Annotated in this window: 23 protein-coding genes and 4 tRNA genes; 13 read left to right on the top strand and 14 right to left on the bottom strand. The window is 57.3% G+C overall.

Annotated elements, in window-relative coordinates:
- Positions 1-33: 33 nt before the first annotated feature.
- From ACSBPU_RS08950 to ACSBPU_RS08930, 5 genes are read right to left on the bottom strand one after another with little or no spacing between them, the layout of a single operon-like run.
- On the bottom strand, positions 34-1,095 hold the full coding sequence (locus ACSBPU_RS08950) for a sensor histidine kinase (RefSeq protein WP_442597369.1): 1,062 nt from the start codon (positions 1,093-1,095) through the stop codon (positions 34-36).
- Positions 1,096-1,102: 7 nt separating this feature from the next.
- Positions 1,103-1,786, bottom strand: coding sequence for a response regulator (locus tag ACSBPU_RS08945; protein WP_180070835.1), 684 nt, complete (start codon positions 1,784-1,786; stop codon positions 1,103-1,105).
- A gap of 53 nt (positions 1,787-1,839) precedes the next feature.
- Entirely contained in the window at positions 1,840-2,343 is a 504-nt protein-coding gene (locus ACSBPU_RS08940) for an ExbD/TolR family protein (protein WP_442597367.1), read from the bottom strand.
- A gap of 3 nt (positions 2,344-2,346) precedes the next feature.
- The gene (locus tag ACSBPU_RS08935; RefSeq protein WP_442597365.1) at positions 2,347-3,207 is read right to left on the bottom strand and encodes a MotA/TolQ/ExbB proton channel family protein; all 861 of its coding nucleotides are present in this window, start codon (positions 3,205-3,207) and stop codon (positions 2,347-2,349) included.
- A 10-nt stretch (positions 3,208-3,217) separates the two neighbouring features.
- Positions 3,218-4,039, bottom strand: a complete 822-nt coding sequence (locus ACSBPU_RS08930; RefSeq protein ID WP_442597363.1) for an energy transducer TonB — start codon at positions 4,037-4,039, stop codon at positions 3,218-3,220.
- Positions 4,040-4,359: 320 nt separating this feature from the next.
- Here ACSBPU_RS08930 and ACSBPU_RS08925 point away from each other — a divergent pair, with 320 nt between their 5' ends.
- The gene (locus tag ACSBPU_RS08925) at positions 4,360-4,722 is read left to right on the top strand and encodes a hypothetical protein (protein WP_442597361.1); all 363 of its coding nucleotides are present in this window, start codon (positions 4,360-4,362) and stop codon (positions 4,720-4,722) included.
- A gap of 40 nt (positions 4,723-4,762) precedes the next feature.
- Here the strand turns inward: ACSBPU_RS08925 and ACSBPU_RS08920 are convergent, their stop codons facing one another.
- The 6 genes from ACSBPU_RS08920 to rnr form a co-directional block, all read right to left on the bottom strand.
- The gene (locus tag ACSBPU_RS08920; RefSeq protein ID WP_180070845.1) at positions 4,763-5,224 is read right to left on the bottom strand and encodes a YetF domain-containing protein; all 462 of its coding nucleotides are present in this window, start codon (positions 5,222-5,224) and stop codon (positions 4,763-4,765) included.
- 209 nt (positions 5,225-5,433) lie between these two features.
- Positions 5,434-5,509 (bottom strand) — tRNA-Val (locus ACSBPU_RS08915).
- A 127-nt stretch (positions 5,510-5,636) separates the two neighbouring features.
- Positions 5,637-5,909: an HU family DNA-binding protein gene (locus ACSBPU_RS08910; protein WP_093970339.1), complete on the bottom strand. Its 273-nt coding sequence runs from the start codon at positions 5,907-5,909 to the stop codon at positions 5,637-5,639.
- Between the two features lie 342 nt (positions 5,910-6,251).
- Positions 6,252-7,481, bottom strand: coding sequence for a cystathionine gamma-synthase family protein (locus ACSBPU_RS08905; protein WP_442597359.1), 1,230 nt, complete (start codon positions 7,479-7,481; stop codon positions 6,252-6,254).
- A gap of 90 nt (positions 7,482-7,571) precedes the next feature.
- Positions 7,572-8,321: a 23S rRNA (guanosine(2251)-2'-O)-methyltransferase RlmB gene (gene rlmB, locus ACSBPU_RS08900; RefSeq protein WP_442597357.1), complete on the bottom strand. Its 750-nt coding sequence runs from the start codon at positions 8,319-8,321 to the stop codon at positions 7,572-7,574.
- Between the two features lie 81 nt (positions 8,322-8,402).
- Positions 8,403-10,847 (bottom strand): ribonuclease R, encoded by a 2,445-nt coding sequence (gene rnr, locus ACSBPU_RS08895; RefSeq protein ID WP_442597355.1) that lies wholly within the window; start codon positions 10,845-10,847, stop codon positions 8,403-8,405.
- Positions 10,848-10,950: 103 nt separating this feature from the next.
- On the opposite strand from rnr, the gene ACSBPU_RS08890 reads away from it, so the two are divergent.
- A tRNA-Leu gene (locus tag ACSBPU_RS08890) sits at positions 10,951-11,035 on the top strand.
- Positions 11,036-11,172: 137 nt separating this feature from the next.
- Here ACSBPU_RS08890 and ACSBPU_RS08885 read toward each other — a convergent pair.
- Entirely contained in the window at positions 11,173-12,120 is a 948-nt protein-coding gene (locus ACSBPU_RS08885; RefSeq protein WP_442597353.1) for a LysR family transcriptional regulator, read from the bottom strand.
- 122 nt (positions 12,121-12,242) lie between these two features.
- Between ACSBPU_RS08885 and ACSBPU_RS08880 the strand changes: the two genes are divergently transcribed.
- The 4 genes from ACSBPU_RS08880 (at position 12,243) to ACSBPU_RS08865 (ending at position 15,207) form a co-directional block, all read left to right on the top strand.
- Positions 12,243-13,211: a Bug family tripartite tricarboxylate transporter substrate binding protein gene (locus tag ACSBPU_RS08880; RefSeq protein ID WP_442597351.1), complete on the top strand. Its 969-nt coding sequence runs from the start codon at positions 12,243-12,245 to the stop codon at positions 13,209-13,211.
- Positions 13,212-13,251: 40 nt separating this feature from the next.
- Positions 13,252-14,262 (top strand): alpha/beta fold hydrolase, encoded by a 1,011-nt coding sequence (locus tag ACSBPU_RS08875; RefSeq protein ID WP_442597349.1) that lies wholly within the window; start codon positions 13,252-13,254, stop codon positions 14,260-14,262.
- A 16-nt stretch (positions 14,263-14,278) separates the two neighbouring features.
- On the top strand, positions 14,279-15,046 hold the full coding sequence (locus tag ACSBPU_RS08870; RefSeq protein WP_442597347.1) for a class II aldolase/adducin family protein: 768 nt from the start codon (positions 14,279-14,281) through the stop codon (positions 15,044-15,046).
- A gap of 76 nt (positions 15,047-15,122) precedes the next feature.
- A tRNA-Leu gene (locus ACSBPU_RS08865) sits at positions 15,123-15,207 on the top strand.
- A gap of 129 nt (positions 15,208-15,336) precedes the next feature.
- Here the strand turns inward: ACSBPU_RS08865 and ACSBPU_RS08860 are convergent.
- A complete protein-coding gene (locus ACSBPU_RS08860; protein ID WP_442597345.1) occupies positions 15,337-16,524 on the bottom strand; it encodes a diguanylate cyclase in 1,188 nt (395 codons plus the stop codon).
- 151 nt (positions 16,525-16,675) lie between these two features.
- Here ACSBPU_RS08860 and ACSBPU_RS08855 point away from each other — a divergent pair, with 151 nt between their 5' ends.
- From ACSBPU_RS08855 to ACSBPU_RS08830, 6 genes are all read left to right on the top strand, one after another.
- Positions 16,676-17,584 (top strand): DMT family transporter, encoded by a 909-nt coding sequence (locus tag ACSBPU_RS08855; protein ID WP_442597343.1) that lies wholly within the window; start codon positions 16,676-16,678, stop codon positions 17,582-17,584.
- A gap of 67 nt (positions 17,585-17,651) precedes the next feature.
- Positions 17,652-19,328 carry an FMN-binding glutamate synthase family protein gene (locus ACSBPU_RS08850; RefSeq protein ID WP_442597341.1) on the top strand — a complete coding sequence of 559 codons (1,677 nt, stop codon included), beginning with the start codon at positions 17,652-17,654 and terminating at the stop codon, positions 19,326-19,328.
- Positions 19,329-19,555: 227 nt separating this feature from the next.
- Positions 19,556-19,632 (top strand) — tRNA-Met (locus tag ACSBPU_RS08845).
- Positions 19,633-19,713: 81 nt separating this feature from the next.
- The gene (locus tag ACSBPU_RS08840) at positions 19,714-21,057 is read left to right on the top strand and encodes a tyrosine-type recombinase/integrase (RefSeq protein WP_442597339.1); all 1,344 of its coding nucleotides are present in this window, start codon (positions 19,714-19,716) and stop codon (positions 21,055-21,057) included.
- 53 nt (positions 21,058-21,110) lie between these two features.
- Positions 21,111-21,422, top strand: coding sequence for an H-NS histone family protein (locus tag ACSBPU_RS08835; RefSeq protein ID WP_442597337.1), 312 nt, complete (start codon positions 21,111-21,113; stop codon positions 21,420-21,422).
- 62 nt (positions 21,423-21,484) lie between these two features.
- Positions 21,485-22,222, top strand: a complete 738-nt coding sequence (locus ACSBPU_RS08830; RefSeq protein WP_442597335.1) for an endonuclease NucS domain-containing protein — start codon at positions 21,485-21,487, stop codon at positions 22,220-22,222.
- Positions 22,223-22,417: 195 nt separating this feature from the next.
- Here the strand turns inward: ACSBPU_RS08830 and ACSBPU_RS08825 are convergent, their stop codons facing one another.
- Positions 22,418-23,224, bottom strand: a complete 807-nt coding sequence (locus ACSBPU_RS08825; protein WP_442598562.1) for a hypothetical protein — start codon at positions 23,222-23,224, stop codon at positions 22,418-22,420.
- Between ACSBPU_RS08825 and ACSBPU_RS08820 the strand changes: the two genes are divergently transcribed.
- Entirely contained in the window at positions 23,156-24,664 is a 1,509-nt protein-coding gene (locus ACSBPU_RS08820; protein WP_442593432.1) for an IS5 family transposase, read from the top strand. The genes ACSBPU_RS08825 and ACSBPU_RS08820 overlap by 69 nt on opposite strands.
- The last annotated feature ends 36 nt before the right edge of the window (positions 24,665-24,700 follow it).

Raw genomic sequence — 24,700 nt, 5'->3', positions numbered from 1 at the left:
GTCAGACCCCGCATGGGGTCTGACCCTCCCTTTTCATTCCTGCCTGCTCAGCCGGGCGCCTATCCGCGGCCCGGGAAAAACCACCGTAATGCGTGTCCCCGGGAACTCGGGCCGGCTTGCCAGGTTCCACCAGGCGCCATGAGCCAGGGCGATCTCCCGTACGATCGCCAGGCCCAGGCCGGACCCCGCCGCGCCGGCGTTGGGCGAACGGTAAAACGCTTCGAAAACACGCTCGGCATCCACAGGCGAAATGCCCGGCCCATCGTCCTCGACAGAAAGCGTCGGGGGATTCGCGCCGACCCGCAAGGTGATCGAAGAAGCGCCGAGACCATAGCGCAATGCGTTGTCGATCAGGTTGCTGAGCAGCTCTTCCAGCAAGAGGGGATCGGCATCGATCCAGACCGGGAGGTCCGGCGCCTGCAGTTGAAGTTCCACATTCTTGGCGCGGGCGGCGGGAATCCATTCCGCGCCGCTGCCCTGCACCCATTCGCACAAGTCCAGTCGCAAGAAGCTGTCCTGCGGCCTGGTGGACGAGTCGGCCTTGGCCAGCACCAACAGTTGCTGGCCAAGGCGTATCATGCGATCGGTCACCGACTTGATGCGCTCGGCGCGCTCGCGCACGTCTTCGGGCAGGCCGCTGCGCGACAGCATCAGTTCGGACTCCAGCTTGAGGCCTGTCAGGGGCGTGCGCAGCTGATGCGCGGCATGGCCGACGAAGCGTCTTTGAGCCTGCATGGAATCATCCAGCCGAAGAAGCAAGTCATTGAAATGCCCCACCAACGGGGCGACCTCGGTAGGCAGGCCCGCCGAATCCAGCGGCTGGAGGTCATCAACCGAGCGCTGGCTTATTTCCTGGGACAAATGGTTGATGGACGCCAAGCCCGAGCGCACGCCGGACACCAGCATCCACGCGAATATCGACACCAGCAGCGCCTGGCTGACCACCATCATCCAGAAGATGTCGCGCAGCAGCCAGGCTTCCAGCGTCATCTTGCGTGTCATCAGCCAGGTGATGCTGATGTCCAGAAGGATGAGCACGAATACGGCCGGGAACAGCCTCAGGACCAGATGGCGCGCCAGGGAGCCGCGCGGCATCAACGTCTTATGGAGTCTGGACAGCACTTTCTACATCGAGCAGATAGCCGAAGCCACGTACCGTCTGGATACCCGCACCCGTGCCTTCGAGCCGTTTGCGCAGCCGGTATACATAGACTTCGACCGCATTCTCGCTGAAATCGGCGTCCCAGGCCGACAGGGAATTGACGATCTGGCGCTTGGTCACCACGCGTCCCGCACGCAGCATCAGCATTTCCAGGACCGACAGCTCGCGCACGGAAAGCGCAAGGCGATCGCCGTTGACGCGCACCTCGCGCCCCACGGTATCGAGTTGCAGCGGCCCCGCTTCGATGAGAGGCTGCTTCTGCCCGCTGCGGCGCCGCCCGAAGGCTCGCACTCGCGCCGCGAGTTCGGCCAATTCGAAAGGTTTGGTGACGTAGTCGTCGGCGCCGGCGTCCAGCCCCGCGACGCGGTCTTCGACCCCGTCGCGCGCGGTAAGGATAAGGACGGGAAGCTGTTCGTGATTGGCTCGCAGGTCGTGAAGAATGTCGAGCCCGCTCTTGCCCGGCAGGTTCAGGTCGAGCAGCAAGAGATCATAGCTTTGCCCTGCGATGGCGCTGAGCGCCGTTTCGCCGTCGGCCAGCCAGTCGACCGCATAGCCCTGCTGGACCAGGAATTCCTGCAGGGCGTGACCCAATGTGGTGTCGTCTTCGATTACTAGAACTCGCATGGAACGATTCTATATCGAAGCACGCGCGAATGGTTCCCGCCCCGCCGGGGGTGTTACAACCCTGACGGATTGCTGTCTTGCGTGACAGTGCCTTGCGCCGCGCCTTGTGCATCGTTCTGCGTCGCCGGCGGCGCTGCGGTCGCGCCCGGCCGCGTGATGAATCCGATGCGTTTTAGTCCGCCCGATTTCGCGCTGCCCATGACCTGCGCCAGCGTTTCATAGCGGGTATTCAGGTCGGCGCGGATCCGCAATTCGGGTTGAGGATCCTGGACCGACTCAGCGGCGAAGCGCTCTTTGAGCTCATCCAGGCTTACGGCGGTTTCATTCCAGAACAAGGCGCCATCCGCGTTGATCGCCAGATCGATGATGCGGGGTTCTTGCTCGACCGGCTGCGCCGTTGCCTGGGGCACGTTGATCTTGATGGAGTGGCTGAGCAAAGGCGCGGTGATGATGAAAATCACCAGCAGGACCAGCATCACATCGATCAAGGGCACCATGTTGATCTCGGAGACCGTGCTGCCTGCGCCCTTGCTGTTGTCGAAACTGCCGAAAGCCATGATTTATTCATCCTTCGTGCTTGCAATCTTCACGCGCCGCACCCTGCCCGATGACTCAAAGGCTTGCTGGCCGGTCGACAGGAAGGTGAACAGGTCGTGCGCAAAGGCATCGAGACGCGCCAGATAGACGCGATTGCTGCGCACAAATCCGTTGTAGGCCAATACTGCCGGAATCGCGACCGCCAGGCCCAGGCCGGTCATGATGAGCGCTTCGCCGACGGGGCCCGCAATGCGGTTCACCGTGACGCCGTCGGACAAGCCGATGCCCACCAAGGCATGATAAACCCCCCATACGGTTCCGAACAAGCCGACGAACGGCGCCGTGGAGCCGATGGAGGCAAGCACCGTCAACCCGTTCTCCAGCTTGGCGGTTTCCTCGTCGATGACCTTGCGTATGGTGCGGGTGACGAAAGCGCCCGTCGACCCTTTCTCTTCGAGCTTCATCGCGCCGTATCTCGTGTGATGGTTCTGCGCGTGAATCGCATGGCTGGCCAGGTGCGCGAAAGGCTCGGACGCGCCGTGCGTGGTGATCTCGTTCTCGACCTGCTCCAGCGAGCTGGCGGCCCAGAACTCGCGTAGGAAGTTATTGGAGCGCCGGCGGATGCGCATATTGGTGAACGATTTCACGAAGATCAGATACCAGCTCGTCAGGGACATGATCACCAGTATGCCGAACAGCGTCTTGCCGACGATGTCGCTCTGCGAAATGAAGTGCAGCATGCCGCCCGCCTCGGCAACTTGCTGCGCCGTCATCCCCGCCGGCGGAACCGCGCTCGCCACGGCGGGCGCGTCGGCCGGGGCAAGCGCCCCGGCTTCGCCCAATTGCGCCAGCACGTGTATAGCGCTATCTAGTAAGTCGAACATTCATTGTGTCCTATAAAACAAAATCAAACGGTATGTCAGCCATGGCCTGATAAGCGATGCCATTTTCGGTATAGGGCTTGAAGCGGGCCGTGCGGGCGGCCTTGACTGCGGCTTCGTCCAGGCGCTCATGCCCGGACGATGAACGAACGCTGGCCTGCAGCACCGTTCCTTGCGGCGAAATCAACACACGTACCACCACCCTGCCCTGCTCCCCACGGCGTTCGGATGCGCGCGGATATACCGGCATGGGCCGCTTGCCCAGGTAGTCCACCTTCCCGATCATGCGCGGACGGTCGGGATCCACCGGCCTTGCGGGGGCCTGCGGCATGGCGGGCGCGGCGGACTTGCCCACCGGCGCAGCGGCTTCCACCTTGGGCGCGGGCTTTGGTGCCGGCTTGGGAGCGGGCTTCGGCTTGGGCGGAGGCACCGGTTTCGGCTTCGGCTTTGGAGGCGGCTCCGGCTTGGGGGGCGGCGGCGGAGGCGGAGGCGGTGGAGGCGGCTCGGGCGTGATCGCCTCGGGCTCGGGCTCTTCGATGACAGGCTCTGGCTCCGGCTCTGGCTCGATGACGGGTTCGGGCTCAGGCTCGACCACCGGCTCTGGTTCCGGGATGGGTTCGGGAATGGGTTCGGGCTCTGGAATGGGTTCAGGTTCCGGCTCTGGCTCGGGTTCCGGCTCTGGAATGGGCTCAGGCTCGGGAACCGGCTCGACGACGGGCTCCGGTTCGGGCGGTGCCGCCACCGCTACCTCTTCGGTTTCCGGCTCGGGATTTTCCGCCGCATCGACGACGTCATCGGCAATTTCCACGAAACGCACTTCCACTGTTTCGGGCATTTCTATTTCGGGTTTGACGGGCGGTGCCGACAAAATAGCGCCGAGTACGACAAGGTGCAAACCCAAAGCAGTTGCTCCCCCCGCGACTCGGACAAGGGCGGGGCGATTGACAAACTGGACACGAGAACGCGGCATGAATCAGGCCAAAGATAAAGTTGCACAGCTGCACAGCGTTAGTATCGTGCACAAAAGGCTGCTGCTCCAAACAAGTTAAGCATATTAACAGTAATGCGAACGATTCGCAATAATGTGGGTATAGCTGTGGGTATAGCGCTTGCTTTCCTGCTACGACCGACCGGCCTTGTACTCAGGAGACTGACATGAAAAGAACGCTATCGTCGGCAGCATGCTGCCTTTCCTTGCTGCTTGTGCCCTATGCTTGGGCGCAGCCGCAAACCAATGCCAGAACGGGAGCCGGAACCGACGCCCATCCCAATAAAGGCACACAAGCCGCGCCGCAGGACAGTAGCCGCGACAGGCGCTCGCCGGAGCATCCCGGAAGATTCGGTGCTCGACCCGAAAGCGATGTCTGCGCCGGACCGGGCGCGCAAAACAACCCTCGCTGCGCGGACTCGCAACTCCGGAACAACCCCGGTGGCCGCTCCACGCCACCCGGCTCGAACTACGCACCCGGCGAACATCCTGATCCGGGCAAAATCCGGAAACGGCAACAGCCGTCTTGAATGTCTTCCGCGCACGACGTCATGAACCCGGTGGCGCAGGCTATTTCTTTTTCAGAATATTGATGGTTCCATCCGCTTCGAGAATCACGCATTCCATCTCCTCGTAGGTGACATCCATTTTATGGAACGCATTGTCTAGTTCGTTCCGGCTGATGCGATGCGCCTTCAGTACCTTATCGAAGATCTTGCCGTTGCGGCCCAGCAAGACTTCCTCGCCTTCCAGGATGGTTTCGATACGCTTGCTGCGCGACGTTCCCAAAGCAATCAACATATTCAGGGCCACCAGCGTGGCCGCCACAATCAGCCCACCCTGCACCGAATCGTCGCCGCCATTCAAGGCGTTCGAAACCGCCTCGCTCAGCAGCATGACGACCAGCAAGTCGAAAGGCGTGAACTGGCCAACCGTACGTTTGCCCGACACCCTCACCATGGCCAGCATCACCAAATACACCATGGCGCCCCGCAGTATCAGCTCCCACCAGGCGAGACTCATATCGAACATGGAAAGCCTCTCATTCCTTGCAAACGCAAGTATGCGGGCAAAAAGCGTGCCGATGGCGGTGTGGGGTCAGACCCCATTCGGGGTCTGACCCCAGGATGAACCGCGCCGAAGGAGGATTGAGGGGTCAGACCCCGCATGGGGTCTGACCCCAACAAAAAAGGCACCTAGATTACTCTAGATGCCTATCATTCGTATTCGTTGCAAGTTGGTGGTGGGTGCTGACGGGTTCGAACCGCCGACCTACGCCTTGTAAGGGCGCCGCTCTACCAGCTGAGCTAAGCACCCATTGCCGCGTAGTTCCGGAAAAACACTCCTGGAACAAACAACGCTTGGGGCCACTTTTGCTGCTACGAATCAAGACAAAAATTATATCTTAACCCGCGCGGCTTGGCAACTTGCCGAATATGCCCAGTTAGTTGACGGCGTCTTTCAGCGCCTTGCCGGGACGGAATTTGGGCACGCGCGCCTTCTTGATCTTGATGGCTTCGCCGGTGCGCGGGTTGCGTCCTGTGCGGGCTGCGCGCTCGGAAACTGCAAACGTACCAAAGCCTACGAGCGTTACGGTGCCCTTCTTTTTTAGTGTCGTCTTGACAGCACCGATGAAAGCCTCGAGTGCACGGCCAGCATCAGCCTTGGACAAATCGGCTTTAGTGGAAATATGTTCGATAAGCTCGGTTTTGTTCATTAAGGATTACCCCTAAAAATTATTGTAGTCGAGCCGCCTGAAAAGGAGGCTCGACATTTGATGGAAATATACGAAGCAGGCGCGGCGCTGCCCGTACTACCCGCCATAGACAAAGCGGGCGCAACCGGGTGGCATTACAGCCCGCAAGCTCACTCGGCTGGCTACCGCGTATTAAGCCTTTGAACGAAATGCCTGTCAAGAGAAAAAACAGCTGAAAACCCGCACGGTTGTTGGCTGTTGTGTTTTTATGCCGCAAGAATGGTCAATTTTGTAAACTTTGTCGCGGAAGCTGCCCCAAGCGCGTGTTTTATGATATTTGCCAGATTGCCCGAAGCTTGCCGCCTACGCCAGTGCCTGCTCGAAGTCGCCGATCAGATCGCCGATATCCTCTATGCCAATCGAGACACGCAGGAAATTGTCGGAAATCCCCATTTGCGCTCGGCGCTCCGGACCCATTTCATAGTAAATGGTGTGCGCCATCGGCAGTACCAGCGTGCGGTTGTCGCCCAGATGGGTGGCCAACGCCAATACCCTCAACCGATTCAGGAAATCGAACACATCGATGTGCGGCACCAGTTCGATGCCCATCAGCCCCCCGAACCGGCCCCCAAACAGCGTCTTGGCCCGCTCATGCTGGCCATGTGCCGGCAAGCCCGGATAATGGACCTTGCAGACCTTGGGATGGCGGCTCAGCGCCTGCGCAAGCTCCAGGGCGTTGGAGCAGATCTTGTCCATGCGCATCGCAAGCGTTTCCGCACCGACCGCCAGCCTGTGCGCCGCTTCCGCCGACAAGGTGCCGCCCATGTCTCGCAAGCCTTTCTTCTTGATCTGGGTAAGCCCCCAGGACACCGGATTCCCTTTCCGGTATGGTTCAGCGATGTTCGCGTATTCGCTCCAGTCATAAAGACCCGTGTTCGTCACCGCACCGCCCAGGGCATTTCCATGCCCGCCGATATGCTTGGACAAAGAATTCACGACCAGCGACGCGCCGACCGTCCTGCCCTGGCACAGCAAGGGCGACGTCAGGGTATTGTCGACCACATACACCAGCTTGTTCCTTTGGCAGTAATCGCCTATGGCAACCAGATCGGCCACCTGCGTGCCGGGATTGGCGAGTGTCTCGGTGAAGACCATTTTGGTTTCAGGGCGGGTTGCAGCCTCGATGTTGCGCGCGTCCGTGGCGTCGACCAGAGTCACCTGCACACCCAAATCGCTCAATGTGCCGAGCAGGCTGTTGGTGTTGCCGAATATATGCTGACTGCTGACCAGATGGTCTCCCGCCTTGAGCAGTGTCAGGAAAGTGGCGGCCAGGGCGGCCATGCCGGTGGCGAAGCTGACGGTGCCCGTGCCGCCCTCCATGACCGTGATCTTGTCCTCCAGAGCGGCCGTGGTGGGCGTGCCTTGGCGCGCGTAGGTAAAGCCCGCCTTTCCCTGGAACACCGCCGCCAGCTCGCGTGAATCGGCAAACGCGTATTCCGAAGAAGGATGCATGGGCTTGTGGATCGCCCCGTGCTCGACCGATGCGCGCCGGTCGGAATGGACGATGGTTGTGGTGAATCCGTTTTTGGCCATGATGACGATCAGACTGTGATTGAATTGAATGTGGACGCCGCGGGCGAATCGGCCGCGGAACAAATGGATGGCATGCCAAGCGCCATGGTCTCAGGCCGTTCGACGCTGGCGCACGGACTCGTAAAGGCAGACGGCGCTGGCTACGCTGACGTTCAGGCTCTCGACCGACCCCAGCATGGGAATATTGACGAGCTCATCGCAGGTTTCGCGCGTCAGGCGGCGCATGCCCTCGCCCTCCGCCCCCATCACCCAGGCCATTGCCCTGCGGGCATCCACCTGGTGCATGCTGGCCTGGGCCTGGTCATCGGTGCCCACCAGCCAGACATCTCTTTCCTTCAGCCGCCGCATGGTGCGCGCAAGATTCGTCACCATGATGTAGGGCACGGTATCGGCAGCACCGCAAGCGACCCGCTGAACCGTCGTATTCAAGCCTACAGCGCGGTCCCGTGGCGCGATCACCGCATGCACGCCGGCGGCGTCCGCAGTCCGCAGGCATGCCCCCAGATTATGCGGATCGGTCACGCCATCGAGTATCAGCAACAAGGCCGGCTCGCTGCGGTCTTCGAGCAAATCCAGCACTTCATCGACATCGATCGCCAGCGCATGAGCCAGGGCCAGCGCAACCACGCCTTGGTGGCGCGTGCCGTTTGCCAGGCCGTCCAGCCTGTCCGCCGGCACCGGGCGGACGCGCACGTTGGCCGCCTGGGCTTGTTCGATGAAGGACTGCATGCGCTTGTCGCGGCGAGATGCCTCGACGTAGAGTTCTTTGATCGATTCCGGCGCGTGACGCAAGCGGGCCGTTACCGCGTGAAAGCCGGCCAGGACCTGATGAGACGACATGGTGTTCCTTGGAGTGTGTATCGCCTGATTTTAATCCCGCCCGCAAAGGCGCGCCGCGACATGGCGGCACGCCCTGGGGTTTCAGCGCCGGCTGCGGCCCGTTTTACGGGGCGCTTCGGCACTGGCGCCGCGCTTGGCGGCCGCCCGGCGCTGCCTGGAAGTCGTGCCCTTGAGCGCTGCAGGCTTGGTCGGGGCCGCCCGTTTCACCTTGCTGCGCCCTTCCGTGGCGGGCGATTCCGAGGCAGCCTTCAGGGCTTTGAAACCAGTGCCCTTCACCAGCCTGAATTCGATGCGCCGGGCTTCGAGGTCCACCCGCGCCACCTGCACCTGCACCTGATCGGTAAGGCGGAAGCGGATGCCGGTGCGTTCGCCGCGCAGCTCGTTCATCGACTCGTTGTACTGGAAATAATCGGAACCGAGTTCGGAGACGTGCACCATGCCTTCAACGAAGAGCGTCTCGAGCGTGATGAAGATGCCGAAGCTGGCGATGCCCGTGACCCGCCCGCTGAAGACCTCACCGACATGCTCCTTCACGAACCAGCACTTGAGCCAGGCTTCGACATCGCGCGAGGCGTCGTCGGCCCGGCGTTCGCGTGCGGACAGCAGCAAGCCGAGTTTTTCCCAGATGGCGTGTTCGCGCTCGCCCTTGGGCAAGGCGGCCAGGCTGGATACGTCGTCGACTTCCGGGACATAGCGCTGGCCTTTCAAGACACCCTTGATGACACGGTGCGTGAGCAGGTCGGGATAGCGCCGTATGGGCGACGTGAAATGTGCGTAATGCTCGTACGACAAGCCGAAGTGGCCGGTCTGCTCTGGGCTGTAGATGGCCTGCTGCAAAGACCGCAGGCACATGGTCTGGATGATTTCGAAGTCGGGGCGGTTGCGTGCCTCTTTGAGCAGCCGGGCGTAATCCTGGGTACCGGGATCGTCGCCGCCGTCCAGCGTGAGGCCCAGATTGCGCAGATATTCGCGCAAGGACTGCAGCTTTTCGGGTGTGGGGCCTTCGTGCACGCGATACAGGCCGTGCCGCTTGTTGCGCTTCATGAACTCGGCCGCGCACGTGTTGGCGGCCAGCATGCATTCTTCGATCAGCTTATGCGCGTCGTTGCGGGTATAGGCTTCGATGCGTTCGATCTTGCCCAGCGGATTGCACACGATGCGGGTCTCGACCGTGTCGAAATCGATGGCACCGCGCTTCTGCCGGGCGCTTGCGAACAGCTGGTACAACTCGTACAGATGCTGTACATGGGGCAGGACCTCGTGCATGGACTGCGCGGCCGGGCCGGTGGGCTGCTGCAAGGCCGCCCAGACATCGGTGTAGGTGGTGCGCGCATGCGAATGGATGACCGCGTCGTAGAACTGATAGGCCGTGATGCTGCCCGCTTTCGTCCCGCTGGCCGCGATGACCATGTCGCACACCAGGACGAGCCGGTCGACCTGCGGATTCAGTGAACAAATGCCGTTGGACAAGGATTCCGGCAGCATGGGAATAACGCGGCGCGGAAAATACACACTGGTGCCGCGCTCGAGAGCATCGCCGTCCAGGCCATCGTGTGGCTTCACGTAATGCGTGACATCGGCAATGGCGACCAGCAGCCGCCATCCCGGACGGCGCCGTTTTTCGGTTCCGAGATCGACCGGCATGCAGAACACGGCATCGTCGAAATCCCGGGCGTCTTCGCCGTCTATCGTAATGAAGGGCACGTCGCGAAGATCGATGCGCCCACGGATGTCGGCGGGCCTGACCATGGCGGGCACGTCCGCCGCCTGCTTGAGCGCGGCGTCGGAAAAAATGTGCGGTACGTCGAACTTGCGCACCGCGATCTCGATCTCCATTCCGGGATCGTCGATCTCGCCCAGGACTTCGACCACCCTGCCCAAGGGCTGGGTATGGCGGGTGGGCTGCTGCACGATCTCGACCGTGACGACCTGGCCGTGCTCGGCCTCGCCCGTGTCGGAGGCGGGAATGAGGATATCGTGCTTGATGCGCTGGTCTTCGGGCACGACGATAAAAGCGCCGCGCTCTTTCAGAAAGCGCCCCACCAGCTTGTTGGTGCGCCGCTCCACCACTTCGACGATCGCGCCTTCGGGCTTGCCGCGGTATTCGCCGGCCGGCTTGGCCAATACCCGGTCGCCATGCAGAACCTTCAGCATTTCGCGCGGCGACAGGAAAAGGTCGGGACCGCCGTCGTCGCGCAACAGGAAACCGAACCCGTCCCGGTGCCCCTGGACCTTGCCGGCGATGAAATCAAGCTGGTTGTTCAGGAGGATGCGGCCCTGGGGATTGAAAAGAATCTGGTTGTCGCGCTCCATGGCCTTGAGACGGCGCTCGAAACCGATGGACAGCGGAAAGGTAGCGCCGACGGCTCCGGCGAGCGCTTTGGGCGCTATGGGTTTTTCAGCGCTACGGAGATACTGCAAAATGACTTCACGACTGGGGACGTCCGGGTCGAAATCAGGCGGGGGATCCTGCAGGCCCGCCACGATTTCCTTGTTGTTGCGGTCGTTCTTAGATTTGCGTGTCAAAGGTGGTTTCCATTTCATCAAAAAGCGCGCTATACTTCGTGCCTTCAAAGTGTAGCGCGAGGTACCGGCAGTATCTGCTGCAAGTCGATAGCATACACTTTATGCCCAGGTGGCGGAATTGGTAGACGCGCATGGTTCAGGTCCATGTGCCGCAAGGTGTGGAGGTTCGAGTCCTCTCCTGGGCACCACCGCTAAGTACAGAGAACCCAGCTAAGCGCATGTTTAGCTGGGTTTTTTGTTGGGGCTAGTCTTTGGGGTCAGACCCCGTACGGGGTCTGACCCCCACCGCCCTGGATCCCGCCCCAGGGGTCTGCCCCCCACCGCCCTAGATCAACCTGGAAACGCCATCCGTTTCGGGCAAGTTTTTTACATCGTGCGCAATTTCCTCCCAAACGAGTTGGGCAGCCGGCGACATGGACCGTTGCGGACGCTTGAACATTTGTATAACCCGCTCGATTGCCGGTTTGGCCAGCAATCGCGACTCGATGCCGGACATATTCAGGAACCGCGTCGACAGGCTGGTCAAGATGGAGATACCCAACCCATTCTGAATGGCGCTACACAATAACGACGTATTGGACACCCGAAGCAAAGGCTCACGCACATTCATTGGAAACGCGTCCGTCGCGGACAAGACGTGGCCGATCAGGGTATCGGAGGTAAGACCGATATAAGGATGACCAGCGAGATCCGAAATATGCACGCTCTTTAGCGAGGCATGCAGCAAGGGGTGGCCGACCGGAGCCATGAGAACATAAGGGTCTCTTATCAAAGGCGTGCAACGCAAGCTGGCGACGTCGTCGTCATACAAGGCACCCACACCGAAATCGACCTCGCCCGACAGGATCTTCCGGCCTATCCCGTAGGCGCCCTGCTCGTGCAAGACCACGCGGATCTCAGGGTGCCTCCGGCGGACACGTGCCAACGCCGGAAGAATGATCCCTTGGAGTATGGACGGCGCACCTGTGATTCGCACCAGGCCGGAACCAATCGAACTTATGTCCTCCAGACGCTGCATGGCGTTATCCAAACCGCCCAGCACCTCGCTGACATCATGGAAGAACTCTTCGCCGATGGTGCTGAGCTGCACTTTCCGCGTCGTCCGGTCCAGCAAACGGCAACCTGTCTGGATCTCCAGCTGCTTGATCATTTCCGACAATGCGGACTTGGTCACACAAAGCTTCTCCGCGGCCGCGGAGAATGATTGAGCGCGCGCCACCTCATGAAAAGCCCTAAGCTGCCGCAGGGAAACATTGTTCGGATTTATACGCATAAACGTCAATTTTATTAAGATTGATAGACTAACATCGGACCCATATACTTGCCGTTGCTCCGCACCTCCAGCGGACCCTTCGGAGACAAAAAACCATGAAATGGGTGAAAAAAGCAATTGGCATGACTGCCATGGTCTGTGCGGGCGCATTAGCGTATGCGGCTCCAGGCGCGGCCAAGACCAGCGACGTGGATTATCCATTGAAAAAACCGGTACGCATCATCGTTCCCTTCGGCGCTGGAAGCACGCCCGATGTTTTGACTCGCGAAGTCGCCATCAGACTGGCTCAACAGCTGGGCCAGACATTCGTAGTGGAGAATCGCCCTGGCGCAAGCGGCATCAACGGAACCCAGGAAGCGGTTCGCGCTGAGCCCGACGGCTACACGATTCTGGCAGGCACCATAGGCGTGCTGGCGGTCAATCAATTCCTTTATGAAAATCTTAAGTACGACATCGAAAAGGACCTGGTTCCAGTCGCGCTCTTCACCCGCAACCCGAACGTGCTGATCGTGCCGACCTCTTTACCCGTCAACACGGTGGAAGAACTGATTGTCCTGGGCAAACAGCGCAAGGATGCCCTGACCTATGGTTCCTCCGGGCCGGGCACGTCTCTTCACTTGGCAGCGGAACTCTTCAAAGCCAGAACGGGCATGCCGGCCCTTCATGTGCCGTACTCGCAGGGCCCGTTGAACGATCTGATCGCCGGCAGGCTTGATTTCGTTTTTTATCATATTTCCGGCGCGCTGCCGCTCGCCAAAGCAGGCAAGGTACGCATCCTCGCGGTGGGCACCGACGAACGTTGGCCCGCCCTTCAAGACTATCCGACATTCAAGGAGGCCGGCGTCGGTGACTTCGAGGCCGGAGGCTGGATGGCATTCATGGCACCCAAGGGGGTACCCGATCACGTCATCAATAAGCTCTCCGCCGCAATCAATACGATTCTTTCGCAAAGCCCCGAGCTTCGCAAACGGTTCGAAGAGCAAGGCATTGAAGCCGGCGGAGGGACTCCGACCGACCTCCAGTCCTTCCTGGATGCGGAGCGCAAGAAATGGAGCGAATTGATACGTAGCGCCGGCATTCAATCGAATTAACCACAATCGACTTGTCAAATTTGTTCGGGCACGATTCGGAATGACACATCAGCAAGAATGGCAACACAACGACTTTTTTCTGAAAACGCTTCAACTGGAAAACGGCGCAACACTACAAAGCGTAAACACTGCTTATGTCACGCGTGGGAAGTTGAATGCCGGCAAGTCCAATGCCATTCTTGTACTGCATGGCTATACATCGAGCCACAAATTCGTTTGCAACGACTCTAAGAACGCCGCGGAAGGATCCTGGGCTCCCCTTATCGGTCCAGGCAAAGCCATCGACACGGACCAGTACTTCGTCATAGCACCCAACGCACTGGGATCATGCTTCGGCAGCACCGGTCCCAAGTCCGCCAATCCACTTACCGGCCGTCCTTATGGCCCCGATTTCCCTCGCATAACATTCGGCGACATCGTCTCCGCACAGTACCAACTGGCGTGCAGCCTGGGTATCCGCAGATTCGTCGCGGTCATTGGTGTCTCGATGGGAGGATTTGCCGCTTGGCAATGGGGCATACAATACCCTGGCGCAATGAGCGGTCTTGGCATCGCACTGTCTTCGCTCAGCGGCCGCCACGTCGTGCCCCAAGGCCCAAACAGCAGCTTGAGCAAGCTTCTTGACGACCCTCACTGGAACAACGGCTGGGTCTACGACGACGATAGAATTTTGCCTGCGCTGCGACAGCTTCGTATCGAAACACTGACGGCATACAACGCCACGTCTGGCATACAGGAATCCGCCGCACGCTGGGCCACCGAATTCGATCCCAACACACTCATCGTCCTGGCCCATGCCATGAGAAATTTTGACGCAACGCCTCAGTTGGGACGCCTGACTGCAAAAGTCTTTTTCATGCTCGCAAGCAGTGATCGAATCTTTCCCTCGAAAAACGCTGCCGAGGTCTTGAACAAGCTGACGCAGCACTCGGTACCTTATCAATATTTTGAACTGGAAACCGAATACGGGCACCAGTCAAGCGGCAAGGAATGGTACAAGTGGGAAAAGGCATTGGCACAGTTTTTGGCACGTCTCGATCAAACAATTTAATTCTTACGGAGCCCTCATGAACGCCCCCAGCCCCACCCCCTCCTCTCTGCGCAGTCTCGTTTCCGGCGAAGAATGGGAAATGCGATGCAATTTGGCCGCACTGTATCGTCTGGTAGCGCTGTTCGGATGGGACGACCTGATCTTCACTCACATCACGGCCAAAGTCCCCGGAACAGAGGACCATTTCCTGATCAATCCATACGGATTCATGTTTGAGGAGATCACTGCATCCAGCCTCGTAAAGGTCGACCTGCAGGGCCGTAAGGTCATGGAGTCCGAATACGATATCAATCCCGCGGGTTTCATCATCCACAGTTGCATCCATGCCGCTCGCAAAGACGCCACATGCGTGCTGCATACGCACTCCATCAATGGAGTCGCCGTATCTGCTCAAGAATGCGGGCTGTTGCCGCTATCGCAATTCGCCTTCATTGTCTTGCCGTCTCTTAACTACCATGACTATGAAGGATTGGCGCTGAACCCGGAAGAACAGCCTCGCCTGGTACGCGACCTGGGCGACAGCAGCTACCTGATACTGCGCAATCACGGCTTGCTGACCATAGGCGCCAGCCCCGCCGAAGCCTTCCAGGCAATGCACCGCCTCGAAGCTGCCTGCATGGTGCAAGTCAGAGCGCAGGCCGGTGGCACGCTTACCCATATTCCTCAGGAAATTCTTGAACGCGCCCAAGTAGAGTCCAAAGCCGATCGCGCCAGGAAAGCATCCTTGGCCTGGCCGGGCCTTTTGCGCCGCTTGAATCGTCGCAATCCGGGCCATGACGCATAACCGTCAATTTGACGCCAAGGAATTTTTCATCATATAATCCGTTTCCTCTTCAAAGAAGAGACAGCGACAAAACAGTGCCCAGGTGGCGGAATTGGTAGACGCGCATGGTTCAGGTCCATGTGCCGCAAGGTGTGGAGGTTCGAGTCCTCTCCTGGGCACCACCGCTAAATACAGAGAACCCAGCTAAGCGCATGTTTAGCTGGGTTTTTTGTTGGGGCATGCAACCCCTGGGGTCAGACCCCGTACGGAGCCCCGTGGGGTCAGACCCCGTACGGGGTCTGACCCCTGTATCAGCCTCCCATCGCCACCACCTGCCCACTTGGCAGCACAGCGCGGGCGCGGCCCAGGCTCTTGGCCTGATACATCCGCTCATCGGCCAGCCTCACGAGCTCCACCCAATCCACGCATTGATCGACACTGCTTTCCGCGATGCCGATCGAGGTTTCCAGCGGTTTGCCATCGATCCGAAGCCCCAAGCCATTGACGCGTATTTTTTCCAATAGTGCCGGCAAGGTCTTCATGGACATGCCGGGCAAGGCCGCAACGAATTCCTCGCCGCCCCATCGAATCAGTACGTCATCACGCCGCAGGCTTTGACGCAGTCCTTTCGCGAACGCAATGAGCGCCTGGTCGCCGGCATCGTGGCCGAATGAATCATTGATCTGCTTGAAGTGGTCGATGTCCAGAAACATGATGGACAGCGGCCGGTCGTGAGTACGCGCCTGCCTCATGGAACGCTCGATGGCCTCGATTCCGGCACGACGCGTTTGCGCGCCCGTCAAAGGATCCGTGCTGGCGTGATGCACAAGGCTTTCCATGTAGTGCGACTGGCTCATCCCTGAAATCATGGCAACGCCGATCATCATGAACATGAACCAGTAGACCGGTCCGTGCTGAACCAGAGACAGGCCGCCGCCCGCGTCCATCAGGCCCCAGGAAGCAATGCCGAGCACGGGAATCGAATACAGAAGTATCTCCAGGGCCGACAAAGGAAAGATGGCCAGCCCGGCCAGCACGATGGTGGGCATGAGCCCGTACAGCTGGACCACCAGGGACTGTGTATGCGAAAGATCCAACCCGCCGGTGATATGCAGCGCCGCAAGATAGAAGACCGTGGGTATGAGCAGCATGGACAGCAGGCGCACGATGGACCAGGCGTAGCCCTGCGCTTGGCCGCGCTCGCCCGGCCATGCCAGCACTGCGAAACCGGCGCCTGCCACGAGACGCAAGCCGGTCAGCAACAGGCCCGTTCTCCAGTCGAAGAGCACCAGATCGATGATGGCGCAGGCCGGCACCAGGATGGCAAAGATCAGGCTCAGGAATTGAACCCGCGCCGTGATGACCAGTGCAGCTTGACGGCGAACCGACGCGCTGCGGCCAAACGGTGTCGCCAGCCTGACCAATTGATGCGAAGACGGCCGCGTGGGCGCGACAATGTCGTGCAGTATGTGTTCCCAACAACGCTTCAAGAATGCCATGCCTATGAGGTCCTGGATTGGTTGTGACACTGGCGCCGCCGCTCCCGGCCGCACCACCAAACCGAAAGCGCCCATTCTAATCAAATCCACCACGGCGTCCTGTTACTATGCGCGCAGTTGTTGCCTCCCAATCACACTCTCGATCCGCCTCATGTCCCACTCGCAACAGGAAAGCTCGCGTCTTCCGACCTTGAGCCGCCAGGAGCTTGCCCTGATCGCCGTCACCATGGTTTGGGGCGGCACCTTTCTCGCAGTCCAGATCGCCTTGACCGCCAGCGGCCCGCTGTTCTTTGTCGCGCTGCGTTTTGCCACGGCCGCCCTGCTGGCGGCCCTGCTTTCGCTCAAGGTCTTGCGCGGACTGACACTGCGCGAACTTTGGGCAGGCGCTTCCATCGGCGTATGCATCTTCTTCGGCTATGCTTTGCAGACCTACGGCCTGCAGACCATCAGCAGCAGCAAATCCGCGTTCATCACCGCCATGTACGTCCCCATGGTGCCCTTGCTCCAGTGGTGCGTACTGAAGCGCCCGCCCAGCCTCATGAGCTGGATCGGCGTCACGCTGGCCTTCGTCGGCCTGGTACTGCTGACCGGCCCGGACGCCGGCACGCTGGAACTTGGCAAAGGAGAACTCCTGACCCTCATCGGCGCCTTGTCGATCGCCGTCGAGATCATTCTCATCAGCCGATTCGCAGGCAGCGTGGACAGCCGCCGCGTGACCGTTGTCCAACTGGCCTTCACCTCGCTGCTTGCGCTGCTGGGCATGCCCATTACGGGCGAGCCTATCCCGCCATTCTCCTGGCTGCTTGTCGGCATCGCGACGGCGATGGGACTGGCAAGCGCGCTGATCCAGCTCACGATGAATTGGGCACAGAAATCCGTTTCGCCCACGCGCGCCACCGTCATCTATGCCGGCGAGCCTGTATGGGCCGGCATCATCGGCCGCATCGCGGGCGAGCGCCTTCCTGGACTTGCCCTGCTGGGCGGGGCCCTGATCGTGGCGGGCGTCATCGTCAGCGAACTGAAGTTCCGCGTGAGAAGAGGACGACGGGCAAAGGACTGAAACTCGGCGCCGCGAGATATAGTAGACGGGTCGCACGGCAATATTCAGAAACAAGGAGCATCCAAGCATGGAACGCTATTTGACCCGCCACACTGCCTTTTACCTCGCCATAGTGGGAACCGTCATCTTCCTGTTGATGGGCATGATGAAAAGCAGTACATGGCTGCTGGCCTCGGCCGTTTGCGCCGCGCTGGTCCTGGTGGGCATCTATGATTTGAAACAGACCCGGCACGCCATCCGCCGCAACTACCCCATCATCGGCAACCTGCGCTATTTCTTCGAGTTCATCCGACCCGAGATGCGCCAGTATTTTTTCGAGGACGATACCAGCTCGCAGCCGTTTTCCCGGGCGGATCGCTCGCTGGTCTATCAACGAGCCAAGCAGGAAATCGACAAACGCCCATTCGGCACCCAGGGCGACGTCTATCGCAACGATTACGAGTGGATCAATCATTCCATGGAGCCCTCGCACCCCGACTCCAAGACATTCCGCGTAACCGTGGGCGGCCCCGACTGTACACAGCCCTACTCCCTTTCAGTGTTCAATATTTCGGCCATGAGCTTCGGCGCCCTGTCGGCCAATGCCGTGCTGGCCCTGAACAAGGGCGCGGCCCTGGGCGGTTTCGCGCATGACACGGGTGAAGGCGGTGTCAGCCGATACCATCTCGAGCATCAAGGCGACTTGATTTGGAACATCGGTTCGGGCTATTTCGGCTGTGGGGAAAGCGGCCGGTTTTCCGACGAAATATTCGCCAAGCGCGCGCGGCAAGACAGCATAAAGATGATAGAGATCAAGTTGTCGCAGGGCGCCAAACCCGGACATGGAGGCATATTGCCGGGTCCGAAGGTAACCCCGGAAATAGCCGAAGCCCGCGGCGTCCCTCCCTGGAAGGAATGCGACTCGCCGCCCAGCCACAGCGCCTTTCGCACCCCCCTCGAACTCATGCACTTCGTTGCACGCCTGCGAGAACTCTCCGGCGGCAAGCCCGTCGGATTCAAACTGTGCATCGGCCACCCGTGGGAATGGTTCGCCATCGCCAAAGCCATGCTCAAAACAGGCATCACACCTGACTTCATCGTCGTGGATGGCGCTGAAGGAGGCACCGGCGCGGCGCCCGTGGAATTCGTGGACCACGTCGGCACCCCGCTGCGCGAGGGACTACGGCTGGTGCATAACACGCTGGTGGGCATTGGGCTACGCGAACGCATCAAGCTGGGCGCGTCGGGCAAGATCATCAGTGCGTTCGACATGGCGCGCATCATGGCGCTGGGCGCCGATTGGTGCAACAGCGCGCGCGGCTTCATGTTTGCCGTGGGTTGCATACAGGCCCAAACCTGTCATACCGGCATGTGCCCCACCGGCGTCACCACTCAGGACCCGAAACGCCAGGCGGCACTGGTGGTCGGCGACAAATCGTTGCGGGTGGCCAATTACCATGGCAACACCCTCAAAGCACTTGCGGAACTGCTGGGCGCGGCCGGGCTGAATCATCCGGCCGAACTCAGGCCGCACCATATCGCCAAGCGCATTCCAAACGGAGAGGTCCGCGTGCTTTCAGCGCTTTTTCCCGATCTTGAAAAAGGCGAATTGCTGGAAGGCAAATTCCGCCAGACCATCTTCCGCACCGCCTGGCCCATGGCGCAGGCGGACTCTTTCTCGCCCTTGTACAGCCTTAGCGCCGCCCTCTCAGGCAACGCCAGCCTCATGCCCGAAAATGCCGGCACCAGTCCCGCAACCTCATAGGTATAAACCCTAGTTCTTTTTCAAAAGGAAGAGGACTATCGTTAAGTCACTGCCGCATGGCAGTGCGACTACCCCCAAGGTAGTCCAAGCCGCACTACCTTCGTGTAAGTGCCCACTGCCTAGAAGGCAGTAAGGCCCCGCCAAGAGGCGGGGCCTTCGCATTTCTGACATACGCCCTACCGCCTCGCTACACAGACGAAAAAAAATATGCTAAAGTTACGTTCTTTGGCGCATTAGCTCAGTCGGTTAGAGCGACGGAATCATAATCCGCAGGTCCCCTGTTCGAATCAGGGATGCGCCACCAGAACACCTAAGCCCTTGATTTCATTGACGAAATTGAGGGCTTTTCTCATTGGGGTGGGTCATTTGGTGAGTCACTTTCCAAATGAATGTTCTTCCACGGCTCTACAAGTCGCGCCACGGCGTCTACTACTTCAGGCTCACACAGCACAAAAAGAAGGTCCGTTGGTCGCTCAAGACAAAGGACTATTCAAGGGCTAAGATTGCTGCATTAGCCTTGAACCTGCAAATTGAGATGACCAGTAAGCCCTTTGATTTAGACCAGCTTCGCAAACTTGAAATGGAACTTTCGCCAACTGGTATCAAGTTCTCTGATATCAAAGCTGGTGATGAAGCATTGATAGACAGCCTGCTGTCCAAGTTGGGGGTTTCTGCTGAACAGCTTACTAATTTCAGTGGTAGCCAAGTCCAGAATCTTATTGCTACTGGCAATCCAAATGTTCCGGGTGTTCCTGCACCAAAACCCAAAGCAGTTGAACAGAAAAGTGAACTACTGTCCGAAGTTGCAAAACTCTATTTGAATGAAGCTCAATTAGAGAATGTGGCAAAAACCATTTATGACAAAAACAGGGTCTATGAAGAATTTACGCTGTTTTTTTCAGATAAGGACATTAACGAATATACAGCAAATGACGCTGTAGCCTATAAGAATAGGCTTCTGGCAAATGGAACAGGAGTTAGTGTAATTAACTCTAAAATGTCCTATTTGCGTATGCTCTTTCTGTATGCAATAAATAACAATCTTTATTTTGCTGAAAATCCGTTTGAGAAGGTGAAGGTTTCCACTAAATCAAAGATTAAACAAATGACACGTTCCTATAAGGAATTTAGCGACGACGATTTAAAATCAATCTTTGAGGAAGTGGGCTATAAAGATTTTATGACCAAGGCTGATTATTATTGGCTACCGATTATGGGTCTTTATACTGGTGCTCGACTAGAAGAGTTAGCCAGCCTTCGTTTAGAACAGGTTTATGAAGAGGATGGGATTTGGGTTTTTGACATCCAAAGGGCCAAGAACGCTAATTCAGTTAGAAAGGTTCCACTGCACAAAAATTTAGTTCAATCCAAATTCTTGAACTATGTGAGGAATTTAAAGGAAAAAAAGGAAACGATGCTTTTTCCTCATTTGGTAGAAACAAAAAATGGTTACTCTAAAAACACTTCCCGAAAATTTGGTCTGTGGTTAGATAAAATTGGGATCAAAGACGACAGGAAAGTTTTTCACTCATTCAGGCATACTTTTATTAATCGGCTTACAAATATGGGTGTTCATCCAGCATTGATAATGTCAATTGTGGGGCACTACGAACAATCCAAAGTTGATTTCTCATCTCCTCACTTCACAAATTACCAGCACCAGAAACCTATGAAGGTGCTGAAAGACGTCATTGATAAGCTTGAATTTCCAATTCAGCATTTCTACTAATCTACTTCTGTGCTATCGTTCTGCTGTCAATGTCCACCTCCATAGGAAATAGAATGGCAACTTATCTTGAATTGAAAGCTCAAGCCGAAAAACTGATGCAACAAGCTGAAGAGGCAAGGAAGAAAGAAATTGCTGAAGTTGTAGCAGACATAAAAACCAAGATGCAGGAGTATGGAATCACTGCTTCTGATTTGGGCTTTGCTGTTTCAGGTAAAAAGGCTTCCAAAAAAGTTGGACCTTCTACACCTGCTGTTGTTCGCTACAAAAATAACAATGGTGAAACGTGGTCTGGTATGGGACGTCAACCACAATGGATTAAAGACGCCATTGCAGAAGGAAAAAGCAAAGAAGATTTTGCTGTGTAAATAAATAGGCTCCATTTGGGGCCATTTTTATTTCTTATAACGTAACAATTTGTTGAGATTTTATGCGAAACGATTATATTAATTGGCTTACTGAACAAAAATATTCAGACGGCACGAGAACTGCACAATTATATCGGGTCCAAAAAGTGGAGGAGTGTTACGGGAATCTCGATGAACATTTCCAGAACGGAACTCTCCAAAGCATTATTGACGATTTGGAATACTCGACAAAAGACGAAAGACAAAATAAACCGAACCCCTCTAAAATTCAGTTTGAAGGTAATATTCGAAACAATCTTCAATCCTACAAAAATGCGGTAGTTCGATACAGGAAATTTTTGATGGATGACGGATTCAAAGCTGAATCAGTAAGATCGGAAGCTATCAATGACATTTCCGATACTCCACAAACATCTCAAGAATCCACACAACAAAGATTCACTTTAGAACGTGATATGCAAGTTGCTTTAAGGCAAAACATTGCCTTGCTTGATTCTGGTCTGAGAATTATTGATGATGGTGTCGAACGTGCTGTTGATTCTGGTCTAATTGATATAACTTGTGAAGATGATAACGGAATTGTTGTCATTGAGTTGAAAGCTGGAAAGGCTGACAGTCGCGCTATCGGTCAGATACTCGGCTATATGGGTGATTTACAAGAAGAAGAAAGCGCCAAACAAGTTAGAGGTATTCTCGTTGCCCATGATTTTGATCGTAGAGCTAAAGCCGCTGCAAGAGTTGTACCGACTCTGAAACTGATGAATTACAGCATTGAGTTCAAATTTACTGAAAATAGCTGAACAACACACCAAAATCTAATTTCGCCAATTTTATTCGCTATCGCTCATTCCTAACGGATCATCTATTTTTTGAATTTGGTTTTATCAATTTCTTTTGGATGATTCCCTTACGGGATTAGTTTTGCTCGCACCCTATAAGGGTAATTATCTGATATACCCCGTGAGCCACCAAAGTAGAAAATCACAACTAAGTAATTAAGCGTACAAGTTAAATTGTTTTCCCACTTCATTCCAACTTCTCTTTACACTGTCAATAGAGCATTCAGCACGAATAGAAACAGACTTTTGGGTGATTGGTGTTCCTTGCGCCTTTAACTCTGCTACAGCTTGAACAATCTTTTCTTTAACTGATTGGCTTCTTACTTTATTGGTGTAGCAAGCTCCCAAAGATTCCTTTTGTTTTTGTGGCATATCTTCAGGAAGTTGCATAATTCCTTTTCTTCTAAAATCACCATACCTGTTCCTCCAAGTGTAGCCACTTACAGAGGTTGCTGTTGAAAGCACTTCTTTATGAAGCAATGAGCCTTTATCAGATTGGGAAATAAATTGGCTGTTGATTTCAAATGCTTGTTCTTCAACTGCTGATATGAAGCCTGCGTGATTATTTAGGTAGTGTTTGACTGTGGGATAAGCCCAGAAACGAAGATTGTTAAACAGAGTGCTGTTCCTACCTAAAGCATCCCACACAAGGTTCTGACGCTTTCTGATGGGTGTGGTATCGATGTATTCTTTGAAGTCTTCAAGGTCATATTCAGCATTGTGGCGTATGGTCTTCCAGAAGCTCGACAACGGGTTCTTTATGAACTTGCCTACATAGTCGGCCTTGAATAATCCCCGCAACCCGCATAAACACTGATGATTGGGGCAATTTCCGATACCCGGAACTCCCGGCTTGTTGTCCAATAGAGGTTGTTTTCTGGGAGTTTGATTGCGATGTTTGCCTGCCCTGCCACCGATGACTTTTTCCGTGCCCGTATCGACCAAATGATCGACCTGCGCCATCCGCTGGCAGTGCTGGCCTCGCGCATGCCGTGGCAGGAGATTGAGGCGGCGGTGGCGCACCGGTTCTTGCGCAAGGCGCACGACGGCGTGGCCATGCCGGACCTGGATTTGTTTGGCGAGAAGGTGCAGCGCCAGGTGTCGCGCAGCCATGCCGGGCGCCCACGCGTGCCTCTGCGGATCATGATTTCGCTGCTGTATCTGAAGCATGCCTTCAACGAATCAGACGAAGGCGTGGTGGCCCGTTGGGCCGATACGCCGCGCTGGCAGTTCTTTTCGGGGCAGAGCTACTACGAGGATCGCCCGCCCTGTGACGCCACCACGCTGGTGAAGTTTCGCAAACTGCTGGGCGAGGACGGTGTAGAAGAGTTGCTGGCCCAGACCATCAATGTGGCCGTCGAGCTCAAGCTCATCAAGCCGCAGGAGCTCAGTCGAGTCATCGTGGACAGCACGGTGCAGGAGAAGGCCATCGCCCACCCGACGGACAGCCGGCTGCTGGAGATCGCACGGATCAAGCTGGTGGGAGCAGCCAAGGATGCCGGCATTGCGCTCAAGCAGACCTTTGCCAAGGAAGGCGAGCAACTGAGCCGCCAGGCCGGGCGCTTCGCTCATGCACGCCAGTTCAAGCGGATGCGCCGGGCGATCAAACGTCAGCGAACCATCGTCGGGCGGCTGGCCCGCGAGATCGACCGCAAAGCCAGTGCGATGGGGCAGGCCGTGCGCGAAGCACTGGACGAGGTGTTGGGCAAGGCCCAGCGTATTGGGGCTCAGAGTGCCCAGCGCACGACTGTCGACGGCCAGCCCAAGCTGTACGCCTGGCACGCCCCGGAGGTCAGCTGTATCAGCAAGGGCAAGGCGCGCCGGCCTTACGAGTTTGGCGTGAAGGTGGGCATTGCCAGCACCTTCAAAGGCAACCTGATTGTGGGGGCTCGGGCGTTTCATCGTAATCCGTATGATGGCCACACGCTGAGTTCCCAACTGGAGCAGGCCACCATTCTCATGCAGGACTGTGCCGCCGCGCCTGAAACGGTCTTTGTTGATCTGGGCTACCGGGGCGTCGATGCCGAGAATCCCGGCGTACGCGTGGTGCACCGGGGCAAGCCCAAGCGCTTGACGGCACAGGAAAGACGGCAGCTCAAGCGACGCCAGGCCATCGAGCCGATCATCGGACACCTGAAAGCGGATCACCGGATGGACCGCTGTCACTTGAAGGGCGAATACGGCGACCGGCTGCACGCGGTGCTGTGCGCGGCGGGCTACAACATCAAGTGGCTGCTGCGCATGATCGCCAAGAAGGGCGTGCCCTTCCTGAGGGCGCTTTTTTTGCGCCTCGTGAAAGGCACGATGCCACGCTGGTTCTGGCTGGCCTTGGCTGCGAGCCGGCCTGGTGACCGCTTGAATGACAGTCTCGGCGTTCGGAAGCTGTGGCTCTTGGCGGCATGAAACGCCCGAATGACCGTTGAAATGAATATTTCAGGA

This window comes from Parapusillimonas sp. JC17, from assembly GCF_052180245.1.
Lineage (GTDB): Bacteria > Pseudomonadota > Gammaproteobacteria > Burkholderiales > Burkholderiaceae_B > Parapusillimonas.
The sequence above is the reverse complement of the archived record's forward strand: the minus strand, read 5'-3'. Positions and strand labels throughout refer to the sequence as shown.